25 protein-coding genes and 1 pseudogene are annotated in these 26058 nt (G+C 42.3%); 18 read left to right on the top strand and 8 right to left on the bottom strand.

Annotation, left to right across the window (positions count from 1 at the left end):
• Nucleotides 1-83: 83 nt before the first annotated feature.
• A complete protein-coding gene (locus tag MKY99_RS22415) occupies nucleotides 84-1274 on the bottom strand; it encodes a coenzyme F420-0:L-glutamate ligase (protein ID WP_339266414.1) in 1191 nt (396 codons plus the stop codon).
• Nucleotides 1275-1479: 205 nt separating this feature from the next.
• Here MKY99_RS22415 and MKY99_RS22410 point away from each other — a divergent pair, with 205 nt between their 5' ends.
• On the top strand, nucleotides 1480-2427 hold the full coding sequence (locus MKY99_RS22410) for a YafY family protein (protein WP_339266412.1): 948 nt from the start codon (nucleotides 1480-1482) through the stop codon (nucleotides 2425-2427).
• A 67-nt stretch (nucleotides 2428-2494) separates the two neighbouring features.
• Nucleotides 2495-3037 (top strand): DinB family protein, encoded by a 543-nt coding sequence (locus MKY99_RS22405; RefSeq protein WP_339271749.1) that lies wholly within the window; start codon nucleotides 2495-2497, stop codon nucleotides 3035-3037.
• A 61-nt stretch (nucleotides 3038-3098) separates the two neighbouring features.
• On the opposite strand, the gene MKY99_RS22400 is transcribed toward MKY99_RS22405, so the two are convergent.
• Together MKY99_RS22400 and MKY99_RS22395 are read right to left on the bottom strand one after the other, a co-directional pair.
• The gene (locus MKY99_RS22400) at nucleotides 3099-4706 is read right to left on the bottom strand and encodes a response regulator (RefSeq protein WP_339271747.1); all 1608 of its coding nucleotides are present in this window, start codon (nucleotides 4704-4706) and stop codon (nucleotides 3099-3101) included.
• A gap of 14 nt (nucleotides 4707-4720) precedes the next feature.
• Entirely contained in the window at nucleotides 4721-6409 is a 1689-nt protein-coding gene (locus MKY99_RS22395) for a sensor histidine kinase (RefSeq protein WP_042190641.1), read from the bottom strand.
• Nucleotides 6410-6840: 431 nt separating this feature from the next.
• Between MKY99_RS22395 and MKY99_RS22390 the strand changes: the two genes are divergently transcribed.
• The 4 genes from MKY99_RS22390 (at nucleotide 6841) to gnpA (ending at nucleotide 12395) form a co-directional block, all read left to right on the top strand.
• Nucleotides 6841-8319: a carbohydrate ABC transporter substrate-binding protein gene (locus tag MKY99_RS22390; RefSeq protein WP_042190639.1), complete on the top strand. Its 1479-nt coding sequence runs from the start codon at nucleotides 6841-6843 to the stop codon at nucleotides 8317-8319.
• Nucleotides 8320-8409: 90 nt separating this feature from the next.
• A complete protein-coding gene (locus tag MKY99_RS22385; protein WP_339242973.1) occupies nucleotides 8410-9351 on the top strand; it encodes a sugar ABC transporter permease in 942 nt (313 codons plus the stop codon).
• 9 nt (nucleotides 9352-9360) lie between these two features.
• Nucleotides 9361-10215, top strand: a complete 855-nt coding sequence (locus MKY99_RS22380; protein WP_231573328.1) for a carbohydrate ABC transporter permease — start codon at nucleotides 9361-9363, stop codon at nucleotides 10213-10215.
• A 26-nt stretch (nucleotides 10216-10241) separates the two neighbouring features.
• Nucleotides 10242-12395 carry a 1,3-beta-galactosyl-N-acetylhexosamine phosphorylase gene (gene gnpA, locus MKY99_RS22375; protein WP_339266410.1) on the top strand — a complete coding sequence of 718 codons (2154 nt, stop codon included), beginning with the start codon at nucleotides 10242-10244 and terminating at the stop codon, nucleotides 12393-12395.
• Between the two features lie 439 nt (nucleotides 12396-12834).
• Here gnpA and MKY99_RS22370 read toward each other — a convergent pair whose 3' ends face one another.
• On the bottom strand, nucleotides 12835-13740 hold the full coding sequence (locus MKY99_RS22370; protein WP_339266408.1) for an AraC family transcriptional regulator: 906 nt from the start codon (nucleotides 13738-13740) through the stop codon (nucleotides 12835-12837).
• 173 nt (nucleotides 13741-13913) lie between these two features.
• Here MKY99_RS22370 and MKY99_RS22365 point away from each other — a divergent pair, with 173 nt between their 5' ends.
• Together MKY99_RS22365 and MKY99_RS22360 are read left to right on the top strand one after the other, a co-directional pair.
• Nucleotides 13914-14768: a sugar phosphate isomerase/epimerase family protein gene (locus MKY99_RS22365; protein WP_339266406.1), complete on the top strand. Its 855-nt coding sequence runs from the start codon at nucleotides 13914-13916 to the stop codon at nucleotides 14766-14768.
• A 124-nt stretch (nucleotides 14769-14892) separates the two neighbouring features.
• Entirely contained in the window at nucleotides 14893-15906 is a 1014-nt protein-coding gene (locus MKY99_RS22360; protein WP_339266404.1) for a Gfo/Idh/MocA family oxidoreductase, read from the top strand.
• A gap of 88 nt (nucleotides 15907-15994) precedes the next feature.
• On the opposite strand, the gene MKY99_RS22355 is transcribed toward MKY99_RS22360, so the two are convergent.
• Nucleotides 15995-16213 carry a hypothetical protein gene (locus MKY99_RS22355; protein ID WP_042190628.1) on the bottom strand — a complete coding sequence of 73 codons (219 nt, stop codon included), beginning with the start codon at nucleotides 16211-16213 and terminating at the stop codon, nucleotides 15995-15997.
• Between the two features lie 266 nt (nucleotides 16214-16479).
• On the opposite strand from MKY99_RS22355, the gene MKY99_RS22350 reads away from it, so the two are divergent.
• From MKY99_RS22350 to MKY99_RS22335, 4 genes are all read left to right on the top strand, one after another.
• Complete coding sequence (locus MKY99_RS22350; protein WP_339266401.1) at nucleotides 16480-17010, top strand: hypothetical protein; 531 nt, start codon at nucleotides 16480-16482, stop codon at nucleotides 17008-17010.
• A gap of 16 nt (nucleotides 17011-17026) precedes the next feature.
• Nucleotides 17027-17674, top strand: coding sequence for a hypothetical protein (locus MKY99_RS22345; protein ID WP_339266400.1), 648 nt, complete (start codon nucleotides 17027-17029; stop codon nucleotides 17672-17674).
• Between the two features lie 100 nt (nucleotides 17675-17774).
• Complete coding sequence (locus MKY99_RS22340) at nucleotides 17775-18887, top strand: hypothetical protein (protein ID WP_339266398.1); 1113 nt, start codon at nucleotides 17775-17777, stop codon at nucleotides 18885-18887.
• On the top strand, nucleotides 18888-19460 hold the full coding sequence (locus tag MKY99_RS22335) for a type 1 glutamine amidotransferase family protein (protein WP_339266396.1): 573 nt from the start codon (nucleotides 18888-18890) through the stop codon (nucleotides 19458-19460).
• 57 nt (nucleotides 19461-19517) lie between these two features.
• Here MKY99_RS22335 and MKY99_RS22330 read toward each other — a convergent pair whose 3' ends face one another.
• Nucleotides 19518-20090, bottom strand: a complete 573-nt coding sequence (locus MKY99_RS22330) for a hypothetical protein (protein WP_339266394.1) — start codon at nucleotides 20088-20090, stop codon at nucleotides 19518-19520.
• Between the two features lie 310 nt (nucleotides 20091-20400).
• Between MKY99_RS22330 and MKY99_RS22325 the strand changes: the two genes are divergently transcribed.
• From MKY99_RS22325 to MKY99_RS22315, 3 genes are read left to right on the top strand one after another with little or no spacing between them, the layout of a single operon-like run.
• Nucleotides 20401-21063 (top strand): ribonuclease H family protein, encoded by a 663-nt coding sequence (locus MKY99_RS22325; protein ID WP_339266392.1) that lies wholly within the window; start codon nucleotides 20401-20403, stop codon nucleotides 21061-21063.
• A 44-nt stretch (nucleotides 21064-21107) separates the two neighbouring features.
• The gene (gene ung, locus MKY99_RS22320; protein ID WP_076284675.1) at nucleotides 21108-21776 is read left to right on the top strand and encodes a uracil-DNA glycosylase; all 669 of its coding nucleotides are present in this window, start codon (nucleotides 21108-21110) and stop codon (nucleotides 21774-21776) included.
• 31 nt (nucleotides 21777-21807) lie between these two features.
• Entirely contained in the window at nucleotides 21808-22212 is a 405-nt protein-coding gene (locus tag MKY99_RS22315; RefSeq protein WP_042190609.1) for a hypothetical protein, read from the top strand.
• 93 nt (nucleotides 22213-22305) lie between these two features.
• Here MKY99_RS22315 and MKY99_RS22310 read toward each other — a convergent pair whose 3' ends face one another.
• Entirely contained in the window at nucleotides 22306-23415 is a 1110-nt protein-coding gene (locus MKY99_RS22310) for an AI-2E family transporter (protein ID WP_339242945.1), read from the bottom strand.
• A 199-nt stretch (nucleotides 23416-23614) separates the two neighbouring features.
• Entirely contained in the window at nucleotides 23615-23902 is a 288-nt protein-coding gene (locus MKY99_RS22305) for a hypothetical protein (RefSeq protein ID WP_339266389.1), read from the bottom strand.
• Between the two features lie 309 nt (nucleotides 23903-24211).
• On the opposite strand from MKY99_RS22305, the pseudogene MKY99_RS22300 reads away from it, so the two are divergent.
• The 3 genes and pseudogenes from MKY99_RS22300 to pfkB all read left to right on the top strand — a co-directional run.
• Nucleotides 24212-24394 (top strand): annotated as a pseudogene (locus MKY99_RS22300) (DeoR family transcriptional regulator); the annotation flags it as partial.
• A gap of 51 nt (nucleotides 24395-24445) precedes the next feature.
• Complete coding sequence (locus MKY99_RS22295; protein WP_331281445.1) at nucleotides 24446-24985, top strand: hypothetical protein; 540 nt, start codon at nucleotides 24446-24448, stop codon at nucleotides 24983-24985.
• A 146-nt stretch (nucleotides 24986-25131) separates the two neighbouring features.
• Nucleotides 25132-26043, top strand: coding sequence for a 1-phosphofructokinase (gene pfkB, locus MKY99_RS22290; protein WP_339266387.1), 912 nt, complete (start codon nucleotides 25132-25134; stop codon nucleotides 26041-26043).
• Nucleotides 26044-26058: the final 15 nt, after the last annotated feature.

The following is a 26058-nucleotide window of genomic DNA, read 5'->3' as shown; positions in this document are numbered from 1 at the left end:
CTCCGCTTACCGCTGTTTGCTTTATTATATCCCAGATAGCAAGAAGAGAGCCTCATTTACGAGACTCCCTGTTTGTACTCATCTTATTTTGTATAGTTATCGAAGTAACCTTGAATATAAATCATCGGTGTTCCTTTATCGCCACTACCAGAAGTCAAATCAGATAATGAACCAATCAAGTCCGTTAATCTACGAGGAGTAGTCCCTTGTGCTTCCATCGCACCAACCAGGTCATCATTTTTATTCTGGATGTATTTAGAAATGGCTTGTTTCAGCTCTTCACCACGAAGATGAGAGAAGTTGTTATCGGCCAAATATTTCAATTTCACTTCATTTGGTGTTCCATCAAGTCCGGCAGTGTAAGCAGGGGATACAACTGGATCTGCCAGTTCCCATATTTTACCGACTGGATCTTTGAATGCTCCATCGCCATAAACCATAACTTCTACAGTTTTACCTGTAATTTCTTTGATTTTTGCTTGGATACCATCTACGATAGGTTGGCAGTTGTTTGGAAATAGCTTTACACTTTCTTCTGTAGCTTTGTTTGATCCTAGCAGACCATAGGCTTCGTTAAAGCCGCTGCCATCGATTGATTGTGTAAGAATATCATCCAGACCAAACACTTTTTCAGCACCATTGCTCATGAGAATGCGTTTGGTTCTGAACCGTGTGTGAATATCGCAAGTTAATACATTTTTTGTATAGTTTAAAATGGTTTTTGGGTTGTTGGAGAAGATGACTTCGCAAGCCACACCTTCAGCTTCAATCAAACCTTTATAATATTCGATATAGTCAACACCTGTGAATGGGTGCTTAATATAGCCGAAAAGCTCACGGAATTGAGCCTCTGTTAACACATCCGTCCATGGATTAACGCCCTTAGCATCTAATTCGTCGATGTCTACAAGATGGTTGCCCACTTCATCAGCTGGATAGCTTAGCATTAAGACTACTTTTTTTGCCCCTTTGGCAATTCCACGCAAGCAGTTAGCAAATCGGTTACGGCTAAGGATTGGGAAGATGACACCCACGGTTTCCTCACCGAATTTTGCTTTAACATCAGCTGCAATATTATCAATTGTCGCATAGTTTCCTTGTGCCCGAGCTACAATGGATTCCGTTACGGTTACAATGTCACGATCCTCGATCGAGAAACCTTCGACTGTTGCTGCATTCAATACGGTCTGAACTACGATTTCTTCAATGTTATCCCCATTGTTAATGATAGGCCCGCGGAGTCCACGTACCACTGTTCCAACTACTCTTTCCAATATGATCTCTCCTCTAATAAGGGTATACTCTCTATATAAGTAATGGTTATAATCCCTATATTACTATACCCTTTTAGAGCGATATAAGTAAAATTAATGTTTATAATATCTAATATAAAAATGGTTTATAGATATAGAAGTTTTTAGAGGTTTTTTACATTGCCGTTTGAGATATTAAAACAATTTATCGGGGAGGGAGAGCCGTATGAACAAAATGGACCGTTTGTTAGCTATAGTGCTTGAACTGCAGCGTAACAAAATGTTACGGGCGGAGGATTTGGCTGCTACGTTTGAAACGAGCGTGAGAACTATTTATCGGGATATTCAGGCACTGAGTGAAGCAGGCGTATCCATAATAGGAGCGCCAGGGCAGGGCTACTCCTTGATTGAGGGGTATTTCCTGCCACCCGTTAGTTTCACGCTGGACGAAGCAGTGACATTGCTTATCGGGACTGACTTTATCGAGCAGTGGTTTGATGCCCATTATGGCAATAAGGCTAGAAGTTCTAAAGCAAAAATAGAAGCTATCCTGCCAGAAGCCATCCGCAGTGAAGCAGCACAGATCCGCAAAAGTTTTCGTTTATTTGCATCCGCAGCAGATATAGCACCAATACAAGAAAAGGCATGTCTGGAAGCCATTCGTCGAGCGATATTGGAGGAAAGGAAAATAAGATTTCGTTATTCCAAAAGAATCGCCGAAGCCGATGGGAACCGTCAAAGTATTCGTACGGTTGCTCCTTACGGACTTGTGCTTCATCAAGGATCATGGGTACTCGTCGCCTGGTGTGAATTGCGTCAAGACATCCGTCATTTCCGGTTATCCCGAATGAGGGAGCTTATTGAACTGGAAGATAAATTTATACGGCCAGCGGATTTTCAATTGGAGGTATACCAACCTCCTGATGATCGTAACGTTCATGTGGTTATCTTAGTCCATTCTGACATAGCTGATAAGGTAAGGGAATCGAACAATTTCTATATGGAAACTATAGAGGATCATGCGGAAGGCTTACGGGTTACTTTTCGAGTTCGAGAGCCAGCGGAATTGCTGCAATGGGTGCTGGGCTGGGGAGGCGGCATGGTTGTGCTAGAGCCGGAATCTTTTCGCCAGCAAGTTAGAAACGAACTAGAAATAATGTTAAAACGCTACTGACATAACGCTGTCAGTAGCGTTTTTGTATACTTGGATAATTAATGACTACAGGAGCTGATATATAATGATTACAACAAAAGAAGCCTTACAACGTTTTGAAGAAACTGCGACATACTATATTCATGAAGTAGGGCGATTCAATCTGGAGCAGCTGAAGCAAAAGCCAAGTGAAAACGAGTGGTCCATCGGACAGATGGTTCAACATCTCATTAACTCGGCACTGTATATGCAGCTTCGTAATATTGATCAATGTCTGGTGCTCAACCAAGATCCCTTGGTATCTCATGTGGGGAAAACCGAGGATGGTGTGGCTATATTTGCACAAGGCAGTTTTCCGCCCATTCGTATTCAGGTTCCGCCTTCCGCCCAATATACGCCGGAGCAGCCGGAGAGCAAAGAACAATTAATTCAAGGGTTACACACAGTCATCCAAAGGATGAGAGAAATCGAACCGTCTCTTGAAAAAGCGTCCAAACAAAATACCGTATCTCACCCACGATTCGGTGGACTATGCGCGGAGGAATGGTTCCTGCTTATTGAGATGCACTATCGTCATCATCTTCTGCAGCTGGAGCGATTAAACAATGAATTGTTTCGGAAAGTGCTGTAATACCAAAAAAGAGGCCGTTGCTGATCTACAGCAACGGCCTTTCGTCGTAAAAGAAAGGATCTTAATTTCCTGAGCCAAGCGTCGCTTGAACATAATCTTTATATTCACTCGGATTAACTCCAAAATGCTTCTTGAAAAGTCTGGTGAAATAAAATTGATCATGTATACCGATTTGCGTAGAAATCTCTTTGACATAAGGGTTGCCCTTTAGAATTAACTCTGCGGCTTTCTCCATTTTTACGGTGTTAATGTAATGAATGATACTTTGGCCGACTTCTTCTTTAAAGATTCTGGATAGATAGTTCTCACTTAAGTTGACCTGCTTGGCAATCAGAGATAAGGTCAGCTTTTTCTGATAATTTGCATTGATATAATCAATTGTTTGTTTAACATCCCTATTATGGGTAGTCACAATCTGTTGTTTTTGATGTGAGAATAATTGAAATAAAAGCTCCATCTGCGTTAGAATCTCAGCACTTCGTTTACTGTTTGCAATATTCTCAATAGTTGTTTTCAAAAGCTTTGGATCTTCAACGATAATGTGAGCATCGCATAATGGAAGATAGTGCAGACAATTGACGATGAATGTTTTGGCTTCAGCCGGCTTTATTTGTTTCGATCTGCAGGTTTCAAGGAAATTTTGAGTGGCTTGATTAACGGCTTCAACGCCCGAACGTTTCCAGGCCTGTATTAAATTCGTAGAGAACTCATGAACGTTTTCGAAATCGAGCGTATCATTTAAATGGACAATCTCGGGATCAATAATCGTTATTTCGTTGTAAAATTGGATTTCCAAGGATTCTTTACATCGCTCTAGCATTACTTTCGCCTCAGCGTATCCTCTAATGGGCTGGGAATAAACAATGGTAGGGGTAATGGAAATATACATTTTGATCAACTGAATGACTCTATGGATAAAGTCGGTACGGATAATCTGCTGATTGTCTAAGGTATCAGTGGAGATTAGCAGCAACAATGCATTCGATTCAAGCTGAATAATTTCGAATCGGTCTACGGTTTCCAGGATATCTAAGATGATGTTTTCAATGAAGGATACCGATAGCTGGTTTTTACGTGCGCTAGGGCTGGCGGTATTTTGCTCAAAGGTGATGTAGAACAAGTAGCAGCTATTTTCACTAAAAGCGAGTGTTATAGAATTTTGCTGCTCAAGCTGATTCATATCATAATATGGGTCGGTAAAATAATCTTTTAAAATCGCATTCTTCACACTCTTTAAATTGTGTTGCAATAGCTGAGATTGTGTCTCTAGCTGCTGCTTGGACTGAAGCTGTTCTTGGATTAGCTGCGCGGATTTCTCCAGCAACTGGATGAGGTCCGCAGTCTTCATACTAATCTTAAGCATATAATCTACAGCGCCAAGAACTAATGCTTCACGAACCAACTCATACTCCCCGTGGTTACTTGCCACCAGGATTTTCCCGGCAAATCCTCTGTTATTCAGTTCTTTTATCAGCTGCAAACCATCCATATTGGGCATTTTGAGATCTGTAATGATGATATGGGGATTAAACTTCTCAACAAGGGTTAAAGCTTCAACTCCGTCAGAGGCTGTAGCACAGATCATATATCCAAGCTCTTCCCATGGAATCATGGTTCTGAGCGCGACTTTTACAATAGGTTCATCATCCACCAGCATTACATTATACATTGGATACACTAGTATCACCCCTTATCTTCTTCGTAGGTTTGTTTGGGGATAATCAGGCGGCAACAGGTTCCTTGACCCACCAAGCTTGTGATGAATAGTCCGTAGCTCTCACCATATTGAAGCTTAATGCGATCGGCTACATTAGAAATTCCGATACCGGACAGCGTATCAGCCTTTTCCGATTTTTTCGTATCAAAGCCTTTTCCGTTATCAATGATTTCTATAACAAGTGTGTATTCATTTTTTGCGTAAGCCTTAATGCGGATAAGAACTTTTCCTCCAATATCCGTAACCCCATGGATGATAGCGTTCTCAGCGATCGGCTGCAGAATAAGTTTAGGGATCAGACTATGTAATACCGATTCATCTAGATCATATTCAACGTCAAATCGATCAGCATAACGTATTTTTTGAATAGCAAAGTAATTGTCCAGATTATTAAGCTCTTGTTTGATGGTTATTTCCTCATCTTGATCGATGATGGTACTGCGAAGTAATTCTGCGAGAGAGGAGATACCATCACTTAGCACCGGAACCTGGTTAATCATTGCGAGCCATCGCAAGGAATTTAGAGTGTTGAATAAAAAATGAGGGTTAATCTGTGATTGCAGCATTTGTAATTCAAGCGAACGCTGCCTCTTTTGATCTTTCTGCTGATCCTCTATCAGTTGCTCAATCCGGCTGACCATGCTATTAATCCTATTAGCCAGAACACCCATCTCATCGTTGCTGTGATCTTCTATACGATTGGATAAATTGCCATAAAAAATTTGATTACAGAAGACAATAATTTGTTTGATAGGCTTTAGGATACTTTTATACAAGACGATGATAATTAGGATACAAAGGATTACAATGATGCTGACGACGATAAGGAGTCCAGTGGTGATTTTACTTGTCTCAGAATTAATATAAGAGAAAGGAACCGTAGAAATCATGTACCAGCCTAATTGATTATTATTGATATAGGAGATCTGATGCATTTTGCCATTGACTAAGCCTTGAAAGGAATGGTTCTTCTGTGCCTCTTGTTCCTTGATTTGCTTAAACAGTTGACCTTTATCATACGCTTCTCCAAGTGTTGTACCCTTTAGGTTGGAGGACATCACTATTCCTTCTCTATTCATGATAAGCAGATTAGAACCTGTTCCTAAGTCCACACTGGAAAGAATGACTTTTGAGAATAACTCCCCGCCGATAAAAACAAACACATAACCTAATGGAACGCCAATGTCTTCTTGATCAAAAATTTTACGCCCCAGGACAATCGTATGGGAAGCACGATAGCTTTTTACATAATTAAGACTGTCATAAGGGGCATTCAGATCTACCTGTTTCATGATTTCCCCATACTTTGGATTGGGAATGCCATCATAGCCTAATTCATAAATAGGTTCGTTCTTGGAATCTATGATCCGAACGTTCTGAACATATCCCGGATAAATGGTTCTGTACACATTATCCATAGCGTGGTTAATGGTAGCATTGCTAGGAGCGGGTTCATTAGGTGCTGCCGTTAAACGCTCCTGAATAATAGGATTGGTAGAAACAGATCCGGCAAGATATTGATAGTTATTAAGCTCGCTTAACATCGTTCGATTGAGCAGTGTCAAAGCCTGAAAGGTAGATTTGCTTAATTTATTGTTAATGGATTTGGAGTAGATAGTATAGGAATAGAAACCTATAAAGATGATTGGAATCACGGAAACGATTAAGAAGATAACGGTTAAGCGATTTTGAATTTTAATTTTTCGTATGATTTGTGGGGGACTAGGAAAATACCGCTTCCCTTTGTTATGACTCAGGTGGATGACCTCCCATTCGATATCCTTTACTTACAAGTTAACATAAAAAGAAGAATGGAATATATATGCATGGGCGAAAAGCAAGAATAATCTATGGAATCGTTAGTATTATCCATTCCTTTAACCGCTAAGTTTACAGGTCATGTGATTCTGATGAATAAGCATATCTGAAGCCTGAATGATAGATGGATAAAATAATACATAGGTAAGTTTGTATTGTAAATGTAAATAAAACGTAAACACTTCTATACTTAATTTATCAGATAAAGCGTTTTCAATATTTAATCTGTGGTTGGGTCATTAGCAAGAACATCTTAAGGAGGGCGTTTATGAGAAAGACAATGAGTACGTTATTAGCAGTTACGCTGCTGGGTGTGGGGTTGATTGGTTGTGGGAATAGCACGAATACACCAGCTGCCTCAAAGGATTCGAATTCTACAAAAGCTACGAGTACGGCGGAAGCGACAAGTACAACGAACGCCGAGAATACTTCTAAAGAGGATGCTAAGAAGGATTTTGATAACAAGGAACTGAGTATTGCTGTATTCCAAGGTGGATATGGCGCCGATTATTGGAATGAAATTGTCAGTAAATTCGAGAGTACTTATCCAGGGGTAAAAGTGAATATGACGATCAACCCTAAGGTTGGTGAAGTGATCAGACCACAGATTGTTGCCGGTAATCCTCCTGACTTCCTATCTGTTACGGATACAGAGCAAAGTGGGATTATGCTTTCCCTGATTAAAGAAAAAGGACTTCTAGACATCACTGATGTATTCGAAAGCAAGGCCTTAGATAAAGATGAGACGCTAAAGGATATGATTCTTCCAGGAATGCTGGACAGCACAAGATTTCAGCCGTATCAAGACGGGAAGATCTATCTGGCACCTTTTAACGCTGGACCGATGGGCTTGATTTACAACAAAACTTTGTTCGCGGAAAAAGGCTGGAGTGTTCCTGAGACTTGGGACGAGTTCTTTGCATTAGGCGATGAGCTGAAAAAAGAAGAGAACTTCTTGGTCAATGCAGATGGAACGAAAACGAAAAGAGCGTTGTTCACTTATCAAGGTATCTATCCGGACTATTTGGAAGAAATTCTGTATCCTGCGATTGCTAGTGCGGGCGGTAAAGAAACGTTAGATAAAGTCTTTGCTTATGAGGAAGGTTCATTTAAGAACGACACGATCAAAAAAGTATTGGATATATTCTACAAAATATCTAAAGACGGATATCTGATGGATGGCACAGTTGCCTTGAACCATACCCAATCGCAGACTGATATGATGATGGGGAAAGCGTTGTTTATTGTAAACGGCAACTGGATGGAAAATGAAATGAAGGATTCACCAAGGGAGAATGGCTTTGAATTTGGGATGACAACCGTCCCTGTATTTAATAAAGGAGATCAGAAGTACGTACTTTCCAGCTATGAGCAATTCTCCATTCCAGCAAAAGCTAAAAATCCAGAGCTGGCTAAAGAATTCTTAAAGTTCCTGTATACGGATGAGTCCGTTAAATTATTCGCGGAAAAAGCTAATGGTGCGTACGCACTTAATGGTGCGAAGGAGCTGTCGAAGCCATACTTGACCAAAGGTGTATATGACATGTTTGAGGCTTACAATGGTTCCATTTCAATTCTGCAAGGCTGGCAATCCTTACCGAAGGGCTCCAAAGTTAGTGTAGTCACTGAAATGTTCAAGAATACGATGACGCCAGTCATGACAGGTCAAATGACCACTGACCAATGGATGGATAATGTTGAAAAAGCTTTTGCACAGATTCGTAAAGAGAAAGCAGCTAGTAAATAATTTATAGCATCTCATGCCAATGCATCCTGTTAAGAATGGATACAGACATCTATGAACAGGATGCATTTTGCATGAAGAGGAGTGAGAAAGATGTCTGAGATGCAACTAACGGAAGTAGCTCCTAGAAACAGAAAATTAAAGACTAAGTCAACGAAAACTAAAAATCCGAAGCTATTCATAGCCGTATGTACCATTCCTGCGCTCCTGTTGACTCTCGTATTTATGATCATTCCTACCTTTCGGGCATTCTTTATGTCTTTTACGGATGCAACCGGGATGAGTGATGAGAACAAGTTTATCTTTCTGGATAACTATAAATATATGTTCCAAGATGAGATGTTCCTCAAAGCGCTTAGTAATACGTTCAAGCTGATGCTGGTCGTGCCGGTGGTTACCTTAGCCTTTGGCTTAGTGCTTGCTTTTCTATTGACGCAGACGAAGCTGAAAGAGAGAGGCTTTTACCGGACGGTATTCTTTTTCCCCAGCATTATCTCTTTGACGGTAGTCGGGATCATATGGTCCTTTGTGTTTCATCCGAACATGGGGATCTTGAACAATATTCTCTCAAGTATTGGGCTGGATCAACTGACTATGACTTGGCTTGGGGATAGCCGAACTGCATTATGGTGCGTAGCGGTCACTCTGATCTGGCAGGCGGTTGGTTACTATATGGTGATGTATATCGCTGCAATAGATGGGATTTCTGCGGATGTGTTCGAGTCGGCGACCATTGATGGTGCAGGATATTTCCGGAAGCTTGTCAGCATTACGATCCCACTGTTAAAAGAAATCATTGGTATAACCTTCGTGCTGTCCCTGGCGGGTACGATCAATTTAAGCTTTATCGTCGTAACAATCATGACCGGGGGTGGGCCGGCAGGTGGTACTACTGTATTGCTCCATTACATGTACACTCAAGGGTTCCAAAATGCGAATTTTGGTTATGCCATGGCTATCGCAATCTTTACGCTTGCGTTTGCCTTTGTCCTTTCTTTTCTGTCTAGACTACTTACAAATCGAGCAGAAGGGTAGGGGAGAAGGGTGAATAGTAATCAACAGAGTCTTATAAAAATAAACATTATCAATTGGATCACTCGGCTGTTTCTGATTGTAGCTACTATTGTTTTGTTATATCCGTTTGTATGGAATCTTTTAGCCTCATTTAAGAGCAATACGGAATTTCTAACCGATCCTTTCTCCTTTCCACAAGCCTTACACTTGGATAACTATGTACGTGCTTTTCAGAAATCCAAGATGGGAAGTTATTTCCTGAATTCTATCTTTCTAGTGGTGCTTTCCACTGCGATTCTAGTTATTTTTGTGGTCCCTATAGCTTATGTATTAACGAGATTTAAGTTTTGGGGTTCCAAAATGATTCTTAATATTTATATGGCCTGTATCTTTCTCCAAGCTTCTTATATCATGGTTCCTTTATTTATTCAGGTGAATTCTTTCGGGATGCTGGACAATCGCGGGATGCTCGGTTTGATCTATGCTGTCCTTCAGTTTCCTTTTGCGATCTTTGTGTTAAGCGGATTTCTGCGATCTGTCCCTAGAGATTATGAAGAGGCCGCCAAGATTGACGGTTGCGGGAATACAGGGGTACTCGTCAGAATCATTGCGCCACTAGCTAAGCCGGGAATTGTAACGGTCTGTATGCTGGCAGCGATGGGCTTTTGGAATGAGTATCCACTGGCATTAGTTCTAATTCAAACGGATAGCAAAAAAACATTACCGGTGGGTTTAGCCAATCTGTTTGAGGTTCAAAGGTATGCTACAGATTGGAGCGCACTATTTGCCGCATTGATCTTGGTACTCATTCCAACGATTCTCCTATATGTGGTAGGACAAAAACAATTGCTCCAAGGAATAAGCGCTGGTGGAATTAAGGGCTGAACTACAAAGTCATGGAGGGAATTTGTGTGGACAAAGGAAGATTTACACTACCTGGTGAAACAGGAATGGAAGAGGTCATAGCCGATCTTGTAGAGAGATGGGGCGTAGATGCTGTACGTGACAGTGATGGCACGAGTCTATCGCAGGACATTCTTGATATGGGTCTGCAAATCTATTCAACGCTTTGTCTGGTACGTGAGGACAACGAGTGGGCAAAGCAGCATCCACAGTATAGACAGCAGATTTATCTGATGTCTGCACCATTGATTGTGACACCGAAGGTGAAGACCATCGATATTATGGCAGATTTTTTTGCAGATCAATTTGTTCCTAATACAGATGTGGATATTAAAAAGTATTGGCAGGTTGTAAACCGGACCACAGGAGAAATAGTACCTTCGGCACATTGGAGTTATGCAGAGGGGATCGTCACGCTTGAGCAGGCGGAACAGTTTCATAAATATACCGTCAGTTTCTTGGCCTATCAGATTTGGGAACCGGTCTCTATGTACAATCACATCACGAATAACTGGACGGAAGAGCATCGCTTACCACTGGATGTTCGCTATCCCGAGGCGCAAGAGCATGTATTGAAGGTGCTGAAAGATTGGCTAGCAAAGCATCCGAAGACTGATATCGTTCGTTTTACTACCTTCTTTTATAATTTCGACTTGATTTTTAATAAGGAAGGTAAGGAGAAGCAAGTTAATTGGTTTGGCTATCTAAGCTGCGTAAGTCCATTAGCTTTAGATCAGTTTGAACAAGCTTATGGATATCGTCTGACTGCGGAAGATTTTGTGGATCAAGGACGATATAACACACCGTTTATGAATCCGACGCCAAGGTATTTGGACTGGATGGAATTTAATCAGAAATTCATTGCAGGTTATGCCAAACAATGTGTTGATATGGTGCATGATTTCGGTAAGAAAGCCATTATGTTCTTTGGAGATCACTGGGCAGGGACAGAGCCTTATGGTAAATATTTTTCCGAGATTGGGCTAGATGCAGTGGTCGGGGCAGCCGGAGATGGGGTTACGACCCGTATGATCGCGGATATTCCTATTAAGGATACCGAAGCCCGGTTCTACCCGTACTTCTTCCCAGATGTATTCTTTGAAGGTGGAGATCCTGTTGGAGAGTCCATGCCGATCTGGATAAAATGTCGCCGGGCACTTATGCGTAAATCGGTTGGAAGAATGGGGTATGGTGGATATCTAAGTCTGGCGTACCAATTCCCTAATTTTATTGATCATGTGACGGAGATTGCGACTCAGTTTAAAGGAATTCATGCAAATGCTGAAGGGACTCAGCCGTATAAGGCATCGTTTAAAGTGGCGATTCTTAATACTTGGGGCTACATTCGCAGCTGGCAGACGCACCAAGTGGCTCACTCTTTATGGAATCAAAGATGTTATTCCTACATAGGGGCACTGGAGTCACTCGCAGGCTTGCCTTTCGACATTGAATTTATAAGCTTTGATGATATTAGACAACACGGGATTGATCCTAGTATCGGTGTGATCATTAACGCGGGTGATGTCCATACTTCTTGGAGTGGCGGAGATCATTGGAGCGATCCAAAAGTGGTGTCTAGCATTCGTGAATGGGTGCATCAAGGCGGCGGTTTTATTGGAATTGGTGATCCGACGGCATATGAGCATCAAGGGGTTCTTTTTCAACTAGCGGATATTTTAGGTGTTCAAAAGGAAATGGGTTTTACAGCAAGCGTTAATAAGCCTAAGGTAACGCCAGTAAAGGAGCATTTCATTACGGAAGATCTGGAAGGCGACATTGATTATGGTGAAGGGATGACCATGATTTATCAAGCGGAGATTGGAGCACAAGTCTTGGATATACACGACAATAGCTGCAATCTTGCAGTGAATTCATTTGGGCAGGGTCGAGGCGTTTATATTGCAGGGCTGCCGTATAGTATCCAGAATACTAGATTACTGAGCCGGGCGATCTTTTGGGCTGCACATCAAGAGGAACAATTGTATTCTTGGTTCTCATTGAATCCGAATGTAGAGTGTCATGCTTACCCTGAGACTGGCCGCTATTGTGCTGTAAATAACACAGCGGAGACCCAAAAGACGACAATCCTGATGGAGAACGATTTGAGAATAGAGCTGGAATTGAACGGAATGGAAAGTGTGTGGCTGGATATGAATATGTAACTTCACTTTAAGACATACATTTAAGGAGTCAGTCGTAACTACGGAGAATATTTGGACTTGCGGCCGCTGTTGTCTCAAACTTTCCTGAATTGTACCGCTTCGATAGAGTAATTGGGGGATTTCTCCCTGAAATTCCGGGATTTTTGGTCATTAGATTAAAAATCAGGGAAAACCTCCCTAAAGTTTTGCTGATTCGATAGCAATTAAAGGAATCCCCCTTATTATTAGGGAGGAATTCCCTGATTTCGTTCGTTTAGAGCGAATTTTGATTATTTTCAGGGAGTTTTTCCCTAATTAGTTTTAGAGCCGCCCCCTTCTTCGATTTTTCAGGGAAGATGAAGGGGGCTTTTGCTTTTTAATCATAAGCATGAATCCATCAACCGCAATGTTTTTGGCGAGTTCTTCTTACTTGGATTGAGATGTTCTGGGGTTTCCGTATCTAGAGAATCCGGGACAACTTGCGATACGCCCGCGGAGAAATCCCCTCATTCGACGTGAACACCCTGCTGAAATAATGGATATCGGGATAACCGACCTGATCTCCCACCCGTTCAATCGGCCAATCCGTTTCTCGCAGCAGCTTACGCGCTTCCCTATGCCGGATCGAGCGGAGGTATTCTCCGGGGGGCATACCTGCGACCTCACGAAAGAGCTTGGCAAAGTGGTCCTCATGCATATTCATGGATGTGGCCATGGATTTATTGGTCCAGCGTTCTGCTAACCGCTCTTCTATCTCGTCTATTAATGCCCTGATCCGCTCGGTGTGAACTGATGACTTAGCTGCATCTCGGGAGCTTTGCGTTCGAAGCAGCGAAGTCAGAATACCAAGTAGTAGCCCTCGACAGACCCACTCATAGCCGGCAGGCCGCATAGTGAATTCATGTACGAGCTGTTCCATGGCATGAACACATTCGGGTGGCGGGGAGTAGATCGGTTCTTGTGACAATGGCATGAAGGGGACAGTTACGGCTTCAAAGGCGAATTTATCGTGTATGACTTCATCCTCATTAACTACCATATCTTCATCATGTGTAATAATTGATTCCCCAAAGAAATCAAAATGGATTCCAATAAGCTTAGTATCTGAATCTGACAGGATAACATTCTGATGATATACCCCAGATGAGAGGAAAATTAGCTGCCCAGCGTTCAGTATATATTCTTCCGTATCCATCTTTGTTAATAATTTGCCCTGGCGAACATATAGTAGCTCGAAGTCATATAGCCTTCTTCTTTGGAAGGTGCAAGGCGGAAGTGTCTGCAATTGTGCATAGTGAATTCCGGGTGCCCAATCACGAGAGGGTACCTGCTTTCTCAGTGGGTAAGAGGGATCTTTGTCAGACATGTCACTGCCTCCTGAATGTTTAATAGAATAGACCGGAATAGTGCAAAAAGTCTCTTCTTCGCCTAAATAAATCGAATTTTCAATCTAGTATAATATAAATAATTAAAGGATACAAAGTTCATCTAAGCCTAGGAAGTGGAAAACGGAAAAGAACAAATAGGAGGAGGATTCAAATGAAAAAGGGAATAAACATCTGGTCGTTTCGCGAAGGAACTGAAATTAAAGAATGCGTACGTCTAGCCAAAGCGGCTGGATTTGAGGGGATCGAGCTGTCATTAAATGAGTCAGGTGAATTTGGCCTGCAAACCACTGAAAAAGAAGCGCGTATCCTTCGTGATTCTATTAATGAAACGGGTCTTGAGATCGCGGGTTTGGCAACAGGTCTATATTGGTCTTATGCGATGACTAGTGAATCTGAAGCGAATCGAACCAAGGCAATCGATGTATGCAAAAAGCAACTGGAGCTGGCGGCTGCGCTAGGTGTAGATACAATTCTTGTCATCCCTGGCGCTGTTGGTGTGGATTTCATCGAGGGCTGTGAGGTTGTTGATTATGAAAAAGCTTATGATAGAGCGCTGGAAGCGATTAGTCATTTAGCCAAGGATGCTGAGCAAGCAGGCGTTTCTATTGGTCTTGAAAATGTGTGGAATAAATTCTTGCTGTCTCCGCTTGAATTACGTACTTTTATTGATACGGTCGGTTCCAGTTATGTAGGTTCCTATCTTGATGTTGGGAATATCGTGCATTCCGGTTATCCAGAGCAGTGGATACGGATTCTAGGCCATAGAATTAAAAAGGTGCATTTCAAGGATTACCGTCGGACGGCTGGTGGGCTTCACGGATTTGTTGATCTGCTCGCTGGGGATGTGGATTATCCAGCAGTCATGAAAGCGCTTGAAGACATTGGATACAACAATTATGTTACCGGTGAAATGATACCGTCATACACACATTATACGGAGCAAATTATTTTTAATACTTCTGCAGCTATGGATGCCATTCTCGGACGTACCACTTTCAAAGCTTAAAGTATGGGGGAAGGCGATGCTCAGCCTATAGCAATCATTGAGGCTGAGATACAATCCGCTGGGCTGGAAGGTGCTTGGATAGAGCTTGTTTAATTATTAATCATTTAGCTGGGGAGGCTTCACTATGTTGAAAATAGGTTTGATTGGCTTTGGATTTATGGGCCGGATGCATTTTGATAATTATGTTCGCTTAACGGAAGAGGGGCATCCCATCGCCCTTAAAGCTATCTGTGACTTGCGAATTGAGGAATTGAAAGACGGTAAAGCGGACGGCAATATGAGTACCGCTCGAGAAGTGTATGATTTAACAGCTTACAGTCTCTATGATGATCTGGAGAAAATGATAGCGAATGAGGAACTGGATATGATCGATATCGCAGTTCCTACTTACCTGCATGCTGAAATGGCTTGTTCTTTGCTGGAACGAGGATATCATGTCTTTTGTGAGAAGCCGATGGCTAGAACTTCAGTAGAAGCACAGAAAATGGTAGAAGCAGCGGAGCGCAGTGGAAAGAAATTGATGATCGGACAGTGCCTGCGTTTTTGGCCAGGGTATGAATATTTGAAAGAAGTTGTGGAAACTGAGCAATTTGGTAAAGTGACAGAAGGATATTTCTACCGTGGTTCAGGGGCTCCTAAAGATTGGTTTCTGGATGAGAAGCTAAGCGGTGGATGCATTGTGGATATGCATATTCACGATACGGATATGATTAACTATCTGTTCGGCAGACCGGATAAAGTATCGACTTTGGGCCGGAATGTTCTACCGGGAAGTGGGTATGATATTGCTTCTACACACTATTTTTATAAGGATGCAAAGGTGATCAATGCTCAGGTGGACTGGACGCTGGAGGGCGACTTTGGATTCTACATGGGGTACAGGGTTAACTTCGAGCGAGGAAATGTTGTATTTGATGGTAGTGGAGTCAAGGTGAATCCCAATGATGGAGCAGGCTTTACGGTAGAGCTTTCCCCGGATGCGGGCTACTACAGAGAGCTGGTCTATTTCTTGGATGCGATTATTCAAGATAAGCCTATTATCATTTGTACGCCTGAGAGTGCAGCAGAATCTTTGGAAATCATAGAGGCGGAAGTACAGTCAGCAAATGCCGAAGGGGAATGGATTGTACTTAACTAGCAAGATATAGAGGATGCAAAGGCGTGACGAGAGGAAAGATCATTATAGATGATTTCTCCAGTCACGTCTTTTTGGTATGCATTCTCATCTAACCTTTATTGCGCTGGAATTTTGTGTTGTCCCTAGCATAGTGTGATACGGAGCCGTCATATCTTCTAAGGCGTACCTGTACATCGGAGAACTCTTCAACGATTCCTGAGGCAACCTCAGAATACATTCCATCAGGGTCAAGCTGTAGGGCAGTGATATAAGTTTGGGATAAAGCGGCTATGAAAAAATCAATATTTTTATTAAGTGTATGTGGCATGGTATTCCCTCCGGTGATATCTTCAACATGTATGAATATAAATAATCCTAAGGAACTATTTTAACACGATTTGCGGATGAATTTGAGGAGGAATTACTTGATTTCGGTCAAAAATATGCGAAATTTGGTTGTAATTGTATTAAAATCCGAAGATCATCCGAGGGCAGGTAGCGAAGTTGTTTCGCTGTCTGTCTTTTTTTTACTTTCTGGTTTGAAAAGAAACCTGCGGACGGATATGATTTGTGTAGTGAAAGGATGATCGTCAAATGACAGAACAGCTACAAAGAGCCAAGGAGTTATACACACGATTTCTGGGTCATTTTTTAGATATGCATAAGGCAGGTTTGCTTAAGGAGTATAAGAGTTTTGAAATTCCTAGAGAACAAGAGATAGAATGGCTCAATGAAATGGCCTTGGCGTACGCCGAGCAGTTGTCGATCCGAGATTGGGACGCAATTACTGCCCTAGACGCTTTATCGAGAAACTATCAAGACAGCTGGATTGTGGAGAAGGTATCTTCTTTTGCCTCGCGGAATATGATGAGTGCGGATAGTCTGGTTAGATTGATCTACGCAGAGAAACTGGTAGGGATTATTGGTTCTCATAAACAAGTGATCCCAAAAGAACTATTATTTGAGGCCTGTAAAGTTGCTGTGCAAATTCTCGAAAATGTAATCTCACAGCCGCTGGTCATTGACCCTGGACATGAGCTTAAGGAGCTTGGCCTTAAAGATAAGAGAGCTTTGAACAGTCGTGCAGAGCAAAGCTTAGGACAGGTGAAGGTGCTAATTAATTAACCGTTGGAGGGGAAATATGAGATTACTCGTAGCGCAACCTAATCACGAACCACATTTGCAGCATTTGCTCAAAGAAATGAGCAGACAGGATTCTTTTGACGCGGTGTTGTATCCAGAAGGTTATGTAGCAGATGAAGCCAGTGTAAAGACCTTAAGTGAAGTTGCCAAAACATATAAAAAGCTGATCATTACAGGATATAGGAACAGCAATAACAAGGATAGAGCGCTAATGATTCATCCTTCTGGGGACATCATTTTGGAACGAGCCAAATCGCCGATGGATGAACAGCTGTATCGCCCGTCAGTTGCGGAAGCGGATGGTCTCAGTATTGGTTATTTGCTGTGTGTTGAGCTTCTGCAAGGATACGTGGGTTTGGAAGGACAGGCTAAGTCGTTAGATTTCATCGCACATCCGATTGGGGTAGGCATGTTCAGCGAAGAACAATTTGAATTATGGATCGAGGAAGCCACTAGGATTGCTGTGAAATATAACACGATGATTATTGGGACAAGCCATGCTGACGGATCTTACCGAAATTGTGGAATTTCGATTCCCATCTCATATTGGATCGACTCTACCGGACAACCTATTTATATTTCGCGTAATGATACGAGAAGTCGAATGATTAATCTCGATACTAGGCAGGTTAATGTTCTAGATTAGGGAATAGCCGAAGTTGACACACTGTTGTCAAATTGGGTGTGCTACGATTTCATAACAGATTAACTTCTGATGATTTATAGAAGAAAATGAGGGATACACGATGGCTGAACCTTTAAAAGCGATGTACAATGAACAATTCCTGCTTGGTTTTGGCGAAAAGATTCGCAGTGTACATAGTGTTTTTGATACTGATGCATTTGTAATTTCGGCTATGGCGGAACCTTGGGATACGCTCGAACTGAAGGCAAGGATGCGGCGGATTACGGAGACACTGGGAAGTCATTTACAGCTTCCTTATGAGGAAGCGCTGGCGATTCTGTTCGCTATTACTGAGGATTGTGTGGGATTTCCATACTTGATCTTTCCAGATTTTGTAGAGGTATTTGGTCAAGGGGCTGAGCATTGGGAGTTGTCTATGCAGGCGCTGGAAAGGTTCACACCGAAATCATCAGCAGAGTTTGCGGTTAGACCGTTTCTCTTGCGTGAACCGGAGCGGATGATGGCGCAAATGCTAGTATGGTCGAAGCACCCCCATGAGCATGTGCGACGATTAGCAAGTGAGGGTTGTCGCCCTCGTCTACCATGGGGACAGGCGCTCCCAATGTTTAAGGTAGATCCAGCCCCTGTGTTACCTGTACTTGAGCAACTGAAGAAGGATTCCTCCTTATATGTGCGCAAAAGCGTGGCTAACAATCTGAACGATATTGCGAAGGATCACCCGGAGGTGGTACTTGAGACAGCTCGCCGCTGGATAGGTATAGATCCCCTCACAGACTGGATTGTGCGGCATGGTTGTCGTTCTTTAATCCGTAAAGCTAATCCGGAGATTATGGCTTTATTCGGATATGCGGAGCAAGCATACGAAGCAACACCACTCATAACGAGTGCTTCTATAACGATTGATCCTACCCAATTGCGAATTGGAGAAAACTCTGAATTACAATACGAACTTCAAGTTTGTGAAGGAACTCCTGCCCGTGTTCGAATAGAATATGGCATCTATTTCGTGAAGGCTACAGGTCGAACCTCTCGTAAATCTTTCTTACTATCGGATAAAACAGTACCTGGGGGTACAATTCTGTCAGGCAAACGGACGCATCGCTGGGCGGATTTAACCACTCGTCGTCATTATCCCGGGGAACATCGGATTGTCCTGTTGGTTAACGGGCGGGAAGTTGCAGATACGTTGTTGAAACTTGAGGGGGATCAGTAAATGAAAAAAGAAGTATTGATTTTTATTTCTAATGGATATGCAGATTGGGAAGCTGGCTATATAAGTGCCGAACTAAACAAGCCAGAAAGTGAATACAAAATTAAGACAGTTTCTTTAAATAACGACAATGTACAATCTATGGGCGGATTTACTGTTATTCCAGACTATACTATAGATAGTTTACCCGCCCAGTTTGAAATGTTAATTTTAATTGGAGGTACAGGCTGGAAAGATAATTCAGCGATTGCTCCAGTGATTGAAAGTTGTATACAGAATAGAACTCCTATAGCGGCTATATGTGACGCATCCACCTTTTTGGCAGAACATGGCTATTTAGATGAGATTCCTCACACTGGAAATTCATTAGATTACTTAAAAGAGTTCGCTCCTAATTATAAAGGACACGCAAATTTTTTAGAAAAACAGACCGTTTCGAGTGACAATATCATTACTGCTAATGGTACGGCTTCTTTGGAATTTACAAGGGAAGTCTTGAAGAAGTTAAAGGTTATGCCATTAGAACAAATCGATGGATGGTATACCTTTTTCAAAAATGGGTTTTATCAAGAATAATGAAGTCATGAAAAAAAGGTGTTCTCAGGTCTTATCGACTTGAGAGCACCTTTTTACTTATTTTTTCACTTCTGTAACACCCGTTACTTTTCCTTGATCCGAGGTATCGAAGGTGGATTGATACTTAGCATCTGCGAAGTAAACATTCCCTTCAACCGTTGCATTTACTAAACTGAAGCCATCTGCTTCGACGTATACATCACCAATAAATGTGCCGCCTTGAATACGGGCGTTTTTACTTTTGATCGTAAGTTTTGGTGCAGTTAGTTTAAAGGAGTTAGTAATATTGTGCTCTGCATCTTGTGTGTAGAGAGCGATTTTTCGAGCAGGTTCATCTTTATTCGTGAATTGTCCGTCCAGCACGAGATCCTCGGTGAAGGTTAAGTCTTTCAGCGTAGCAGCAATCCAAGTACCGTCCGCACTGATTGCCTTTTTAAAGGCCTCTTCATTATCCACTACCGACGCTGAGGTTACAGCATCAGTGGTGTTATTAGTGTTGCCAGCGTTATTGGTGTTACCAGGTGTAGTAGTGGCGGTAGGGGTAACGTTGGCATTGTTATTGGTTGAGTTTCCGCATCCGACTAAAAGCACAATTGCAAATACTGCGGCTACGCTTGCTATCTTTCTCATCTGTATAACCTCCCTGTGTAATTGTACTGATATCCTACGAGCTTAATATAGACTGATTAGTTAGTATTAATGTGTTGTAAGCACAAACGCTTACCGTCCTTGAGAGACGATGAAGACTTTTCTGCTTGAGTACACAATAATATTTACCGATCATTCTACAAATGGTAATATAGGCCTGGACATCTCTGGCGTATAGTATGACCTGGAAAATATGAATTATTCGAAGAAATTCACGAAAAATAACATTCTTCTTTTGATGAAGAAGCATTTTGGATTACAATAAGTTAAGGTGAAAAAAGGAGCTGTACCAATGGCTAAACAGAAATATTATGTAGTATGGGAAGGCAAGCAGCCGGGAGTCTATAGCACTTGGGCGGAATGCCAGGCGCAGACCGATCACTATACCGGAGCCAAATATAAATCGTATGAATCTAAAGCGGCGGCAGATGCGGCATACACAGCGGGCTGGAAAGGTAATTGGGGAACAGGGTCATCAGCATCCGGTGCGGCTAAGTCCAAGGGGACAAGTTCTTTTAAACGAAGCGCTACAGTGGAGACCTCAGCGGAGATCGATTACAACAGCATTTCTGTGGATGTTGGAACTCGTGGCAATCCGGGTTCAGTCGAATATAAGGGTGTGGATACGCAAACCGGAGATATTATCTTCTCTTGTGGGCCGATCAAGAAGGGCACTAATAATCTAGGTGAGTTTTTAGCGATTGTGCATGCCTTGGCGCTCCTGAAGAAAGAGGGAAGTAATAAGACAGTCTACAGCGACTCTGTGAATGCAATGAAGTGGGTAAAGCAGAAGAAAGTAGCGACAACCTTGCCACGCGATGCTTCAACAGAGGAAATATGGGTACTTATTGATCGGGCAGAACGTTGGTTGCAAACCAATACATATGACAATAAAGTGCTTAAGTGGCAGACTAAAGAGTGGGGCGAAATTAAAGCAGATTATGGTCGGAAATAGTTAGAGTAAGGTTCTGGGTTTCGGCTAGAGGAGGAGAATTGGGGATGTTCGGCAACGATTGGGATGAGATATTACAAGATGAAATGCAAAAGCCCTATTTTCTGGAGCTAATGGCTAATCTGGAAAGTGAATATAAGGAACATACAGTCTATCCGCCAAAAGAATTACTGTTCACGGCGTTAAAGCATACACCTTATAGTGAGACAAGGGTTGTTATTTTGGGACAGGACCCATACCATGGAGCGGGACAAGCACATGGTTTAAGCTTCTCGGTAAATCCGGGGGTGCGTATACCGCCTTCACTGCGTAATATTTATACGGAGCTATCGGAGGATATCGGTGTACCAATTCCAAACCACGGATCCTTACTGCGCTGGGCAGAACAGGGAGTGCTTATGCTCAACTCGGTACTAACGGTACGTGAGGGAGAGCCGAATTCTCATAAAGGTCTAGGCTGGGAGACATTCACAGACACCATAATGAAGAAGTTAAATGAAAGAACTACGCCGATGGTGTTTATTTTGTGGGGAAGTCATTCACAGAAAAAAGGTGCCTTCATAGACCAAAGTCGTCATGAGGTTATTCAGTCTCCACATCCGAGTCCGCTCTCGTCGTATCGTGGATTCTTTGGTAGCCGTCCTTTTTCGAAAGTCAATCAGTTTTTGGAGTCGAAGGGAATGAAAGGAATCGATTGGTTCATTTCGGACATATAACTAATGGGATGTTGGGAAGGGGGAGGGAGCAATGAAGCATTGGGTTGGTAAACCGGTTATCATGTACTGCGGGGACGAACCTTACACGATCATGAAAGGAATTCTTCGCAAATGGGATCTTTCCGCTTCTGTTGCGGTCATCGGTCATCAGGAAATTGCCGTGCCATTTCGGGATATTGTGGTCATCAAAGCTTTGGCTCCTAGAGAAAGAGCACTGCCTCCAGTCTTGCATTCTGTGGGTTATGTGATGAGGGAAAGGCAGCAATTTGATAATGCAGTATATTTTAAATCGGCTGTAAGTGTTTGGAAAGAAGATCGGCTGATTGCTCTGAATACGACCATCATTTCGCATACCAAAGGTTCAGTTACACTTCAGGATGGACAGAACCTTATGAAAGGCAATCACATATTTGTAGTTCGTTCTTTGCGAGGTTAATTTCAGTAATCCTATAAAGAAGCACGAAAAGGTACATCTCCAATTGGAGACGTACCTTTTTTTATTTATGGAACCTCATTCAGTTCGTAAGTGCTATAGATTCTCATGCTTGAGAGGCTCAGCCTCTTCCTCTCGATCTGCAACAATAATCTCATACACTCGTAAAAAAATAATTTTGGCAATCATATAGACGGGCAGCGCAATAAGCACACCAATAATACCGTAGAAATCCCCACCTATAAGAACAAGAAGGACCGTGGTCAGTGGATGCACATCTAATGATTTGCCGTAAATGATCGGTGAGAGTACATTATCTTGGATTTGCTGTGCAATGAATATGACGACCAGCGACCATATTGCCATCGTGGGTGATTCAATGAATCCAACAATAACTACGGGTACTCCCGCAAGGAAAGAACCCACATAAGGAATGAAATTGAGCGGTACTGAAATTACTGCGAGCAGCAGTGAATAAGGCAATCCGATAATAAGGAAACCGATATACAACATAATACCGAGTACGACGTTTAGCACCACACGTGTGACGATGAAACTGCTCAGTGCGCTGTCGATATCCCCGAACATTTCTTTGCCTTCTTTACGGTACTTTCTAGGGATTAAGCCCTGTAGTTTTGGTGACAGCTTATAGTCATCTTTTAGCATGTAATACAAAATGATGGGCAAGGTAGCGATTAGAATAACAATGCTGGAAACTACGCCGATCAAATTGGACATCGAATTGGTTACCCAAGTAATAGCCTCGCTAAGATATTCTGATATACGGGCAGCTATGTCGGAGTCCCCTTGGAAAAAGCGTGAGAGTGTCGGATTATCCCTTAATGCATTGAACTGATCCTGTAATCCCTGAACAAGGTAAGGCGTGTTATCAATGAAGTTCTGAATTTGTTCTTGCAGTGTCGGCCAGACTAGAACCCAGAAGAGAATAAACAATCCGGCAAACAAGAAATAAATGAGCAGGATGGAGAATGCCCGGTTTAATTTTCTTTTCTCAAGAACTCTTACTAACGGTCGTAACAAGTAGTACATGAAACCTGATAGTACCATGGGAACGAGTAATAATCTGATAATGGCAGCCAGTGGTGCGAATAGAAACATTACTTTGGAGCCCAAGTACAAAATAAGTAAAAAAGCGATAATAGCAAGACTTGTCCGAAAATACTTCTGTTGTTGCAATAGGAACATCCCCCAAGTTCAAAATATAATCTATGTAGTTTAATAACCCTAATTCACATGACTTGATTCAAAAGAATGGATTACTCTCCTATAGGTAGTTCTTGGCATATCCGTGGAGGATGACCCTATGACTGAGGCTACGCCAAGTAAGTTGTTCACAACACATAACCATAACATCATCATATAAATCGCTCGGGGGCTTTGTGGATCATCTTAACTTCCGTCTAGAAGGTTTCTTCGTGGAAAGGGTGAATATTTCTGGTACTTCAATCTTGCCTCCGGTTTCCTTCGTAACTTGTCTTGCCTTGACGAGAGATAAAAAAGCAAAAAATTCCCCTAAAGTGGCCAGTGCGGCAGCAATGATTTCATAATCTTCAGCACTTAATTCTGCTGTTTCCTCACTATTACCGTTCCCGTTGTTATTTCCATTACTATTTCCGTTACTTTTAGCATTGCTGTTACCGCCCATTTTTTTGTTATTTCTTCCGTTGGCCATTTCTGATCACCCGCTTTTTCCTATATGTAGTATTAATATGTTTTAAACATCAGTGAGGAGATAGGCAATTGGTATGTAATTTTCTTATGGGCTTGTTTCACCTTGAGCGAAGCATGAAATCATTCCATTTATTACATTTTGCCGGAGTATCCTTTTTAATGTTAAAGCGCTTTACAGATGATGAAAACGCTGTTAAAATCATAAACGAGCACAAATGTTCAATAACAGTCAGATATAATCAAATAATGGTCATGGATTTCCAAAGATAAGCGCATTTAATAAATGGGATAGCACTGTAACTTAAAGGAGCGAACCACGATGTTGTTTGAGGAAGAGAGAAAACAAAGAATCGTGCTTTTTGTGGAAAAGAATTCAAGAGCTTCGGTACAGGAGTTAGGTCAGGAACTGGGCGTGTCTGAGTCTACTGTGCGCCGTGACCTGAAAGAGCTTGAAGAAGCCAAGTTGCTGAAACGAACGCACGGCGGGGCAGTATCCCTGCAGAGTGTTAACTTTGAGGCGACTTATCCAGATAAGGAAGATCGATTGTTGGATGAGAAGCAGAGAATAGCACGCAAGGCCGTAGAGATGATTCAGGAAGGCGATGCTATTCTGCTGGATGCTGGAACCACAACGCTACAGATTGCCAAAGAGCTGAGGGCTTTTTCTAATATCAAAGTCATTACGAATTCGATTATGGCGCTTAATGAACTGCGGGATTGTCGTAATATAGAAGTCTCGATTACAGGCGGAATGTTGCGGCCGGATACATTGGCTTTTGTAGGACCGATGACAGAGCGCTCTTTAGAGATGGTAAGAGTTGATAAAACCTTTCTTGCAACCAACGGATTAGACTTACGAGAAGGAATCACTACACCTAATATGCTTGAAGCAGCGACCAAACGTAAGATGATCTCGGTTGCGAAGCAAGTAATTCTTCTGGCTGATCATAGCAAGCTCGGTCAAGTATCCTTCTGTAAGGTTGCCGACGTGACGGAAATGGATCACTGCATTATTGATTCTGGTGCGTCTGATAAGTTCATCCGTGAGATTACGCAAATGGGCGTAGATTTCTCGCTGGTATGACCTTAGGTGGAGGATGTTCTACGGTTAGAAAATGTCTTAATTTGAGTGGTATGGAATCATTGTAAGATCGTTTGGAGAAATTACATTTGCCGCATGTTTAGCCGGTAATCTATGGCTTAGAAAACCAAAATAATTGAGGGATAATTATGATCTATACAGTAACGCTTAATCCTTCCATCGATTACATCGTGGAAGTTGAAGATTTGAGACTAGGTGGCTTGAACCGGATGAAACGTGATTTGAAGCTTCCTGGAGGTAAAGGGATCAACGTATCACGCGTGTTAAATCAGCTTGAGGTTCAGAATAAAGCTATAGGCTTTCTTGGTGGATTCACTGGACGATATATTGAGGAATGGTTGCGGAAAGAGTCGATTTCAAGTGATTTCGTATTTGTTTCTGATGATACCCGAATTAATATCAAGCTTAAGCATGGAGAGGAAACGGAGATTAATGGTGCAGGGCCCGTCATCCGAGATACGGAGGCAGAGGCATTATTACAGAAGATGGCTGTTCTGAATGCAGGCGATGTTGTGATATTGTCCGGAAGTGTTCCTCCTTCACTGGGTGCTGATTTCTATGACAAGTTGATATCTGTATGCAAGCAAAGAGGGGCCGAGTTTGTCATTGATACTACAGGTTCAGCGCTGAAAAAGGCACTCCCTTGTCAGCCGTTGCTCGTTAAGCCTAATCATCATGAGCTTGCAGAGCTATTCGGCGTTACGATACAGACTAAGGAAGAAATTATAACTTATGGTCGCAAGCTGCTCGAAGCTGGCGCGAAGCATGTGTTAGTTTCAATGGCTGGTGAAGGTGCCTTGTTCATTACGGAACAGGGGGTATACCACGCCAATGCTCCAAAAGGAGCAGTAAAGAATTCTGTAGGCGCAGGCGATTCTATGATCGCTGGATTCGTTGGCACATTTTCTTTGACTGGAGATTTAATGGAAGCTTTCCGTGCAGGTGTTGCCTCAGGTAGCGCAACAGCTTTCTCTGATGACCTGGCAGATAGAGCATTCATTGAGCAGCTGAGACCGCTGATCAACATCTCAGAAGTGTAAGCTAACAGCATTCAA

Origin of the sequence: Paenibacillus sp. FSL R5-0470 (assembly GCF_037975205.1) — a bacterium.
In the GTDB taxonomy this organism is placed as follows: domain Bacteria; phylum Bacillota; class Bacilli; order Paenibacillales; family Paenibacillaceae; genus Paenibacillus_AQ.
This window is presented reverse-complemented; position numbering and strand designations above follow the sequence as displayed.

Excerpts from the sequence above, each read along its gene's own strand:
- MKY99_RS22310 (WP_339242945.1), bottom strand. The coding sequence starts at position 23,415 with ATGTTCCTATTGCAACAACAGAAGTATTTTCGGACAAGTCTTGCTATT.
- MKY99_RS22360 (WP_339266404.1), top strand. The coding sequence starts at position 14,893 with ATGTTGAAAATAGGTTTGATTGGCTTTGGATTTATGGGCCGGATGCAT.
- MKY99_RS22335 (WP_339266396.1), top strand. The coding sequence starts at position 18,888 with ATGAAAAAAGAAGTATTGATTTTTATTTCTAATGGATATGCAGATTGG.
- MKY99_RS22385 (WP_339242973.1), top strand. The coding sequence starts at position 8,410 with ATGTCTGAGATGCAACTAACGGAAGTAGCTCCTAGAAACAGAAAATTA.
- ung (WP_076284675.1), top strand. The coding sequence starts at position 21,108 with ATGTTCGGCAACGATTGGGATGAGATATTACAAGATGAAATGCAAAAG.
- pfkB (WP_339266387.1), top strand. The coding sequence starts at position 25,132 with ATGATCTATACAGTAACGCTTAATCCTTCCATCGATTACATCGTGGAA.
- MKY99_RS22390 (WP_042190639.1), top strand. The coding sequence starts at position 6,841 with ATGAGAAAGACAATGAGTACGTTATTAGCAGTTACGCTGCTGGGTGTG.
- MKY99_RS22410 (WP_339266412.1), top strand. The coding sequence starts at position 1,480 with ATGAACAAAATGGACCGTTTGTTAGCTATAGTGCTTGAACTGCAGCGT.
- MKY99_RS22325 (WP_339266392.1), top strand. The coding sequence starts at position 20,401 with ATGGCTAAACAGAAATATTATGTAGTATGGGAAGGCAAGCAGCCGGGA.
- MKY99_RS22355 (WP_042190628.1), bottom strand. The coding sequence starts at position 16,213 with ATGCCACATACACTTAATAAAAATATTGATTTTTTCATAGCCGCTTTA.
- MKY99_RS22330 (WP_339266394.1), bottom strand. The coding sequence starts at position 20,090 with ATGAGAAAGATAGCAAGCGTAGCCGCAGTATTTGCAATTGTGCTTTTA.
- MKY99_RS22400 (WP_339271747.1), bottom strand. The coding sequence starts at position 4,706 with ATGTATAATGTAATGCTGGTGGATGATGAACCTATTGTAAAAGTCGCG.
- MKY99_RS22365 (WP_339266406.1), top strand. The coding sequence starts at position 13,914 with ATGAAAAAGGGAATAAACATCTGGTCGTTTCGCGAAGGAACTGAAATT.
- MKY99_RS22345 (WP_339266400.1), top strand. The coding sequence starts at position 17,027 with ATGAGATTACTCGTAGCGCAACCTAATCACGAACCACATTTGCAGCAT.
- MKY99_RS22305 (WP_339266389.1), bottom strand. The coding sequence starts at position 23,902 with ATGGCCAACGGAAGAAATAACAAAAAAATGGGCGGTAACAGCAATGCT.
- MKY99_RS22350 (WP_339266401.1), top strand. The coding sequence starts at position 16,480 with ATGACAGAACAGCTACAAAGAGCCAAGGAGTTATACACACGATTTCTG.
- MKY99_RS22370 (WP_339266408.1), bottom strand. The coding sequence starts at position 13,740 with ATGTCTGACAAAGATCCCTCTTACCCACTGAGAAAGCAGGTACCCTCT.
- MKY99_RS22315 (WP_042190609.1), top strand. The coding sequence starts at position 21,808 with ATGAAGCATTGGGTTGGTAAACCGGTTATCATGTACTGCGGGGACGAA.
- MKY99_RS22340 (WP_339266398.1), top strand. The coding sequence starts at position 17,775 with ATGGCTGAACCTTTAAAAGCGATGTACAATGAACAATTCCTGCTTGGT.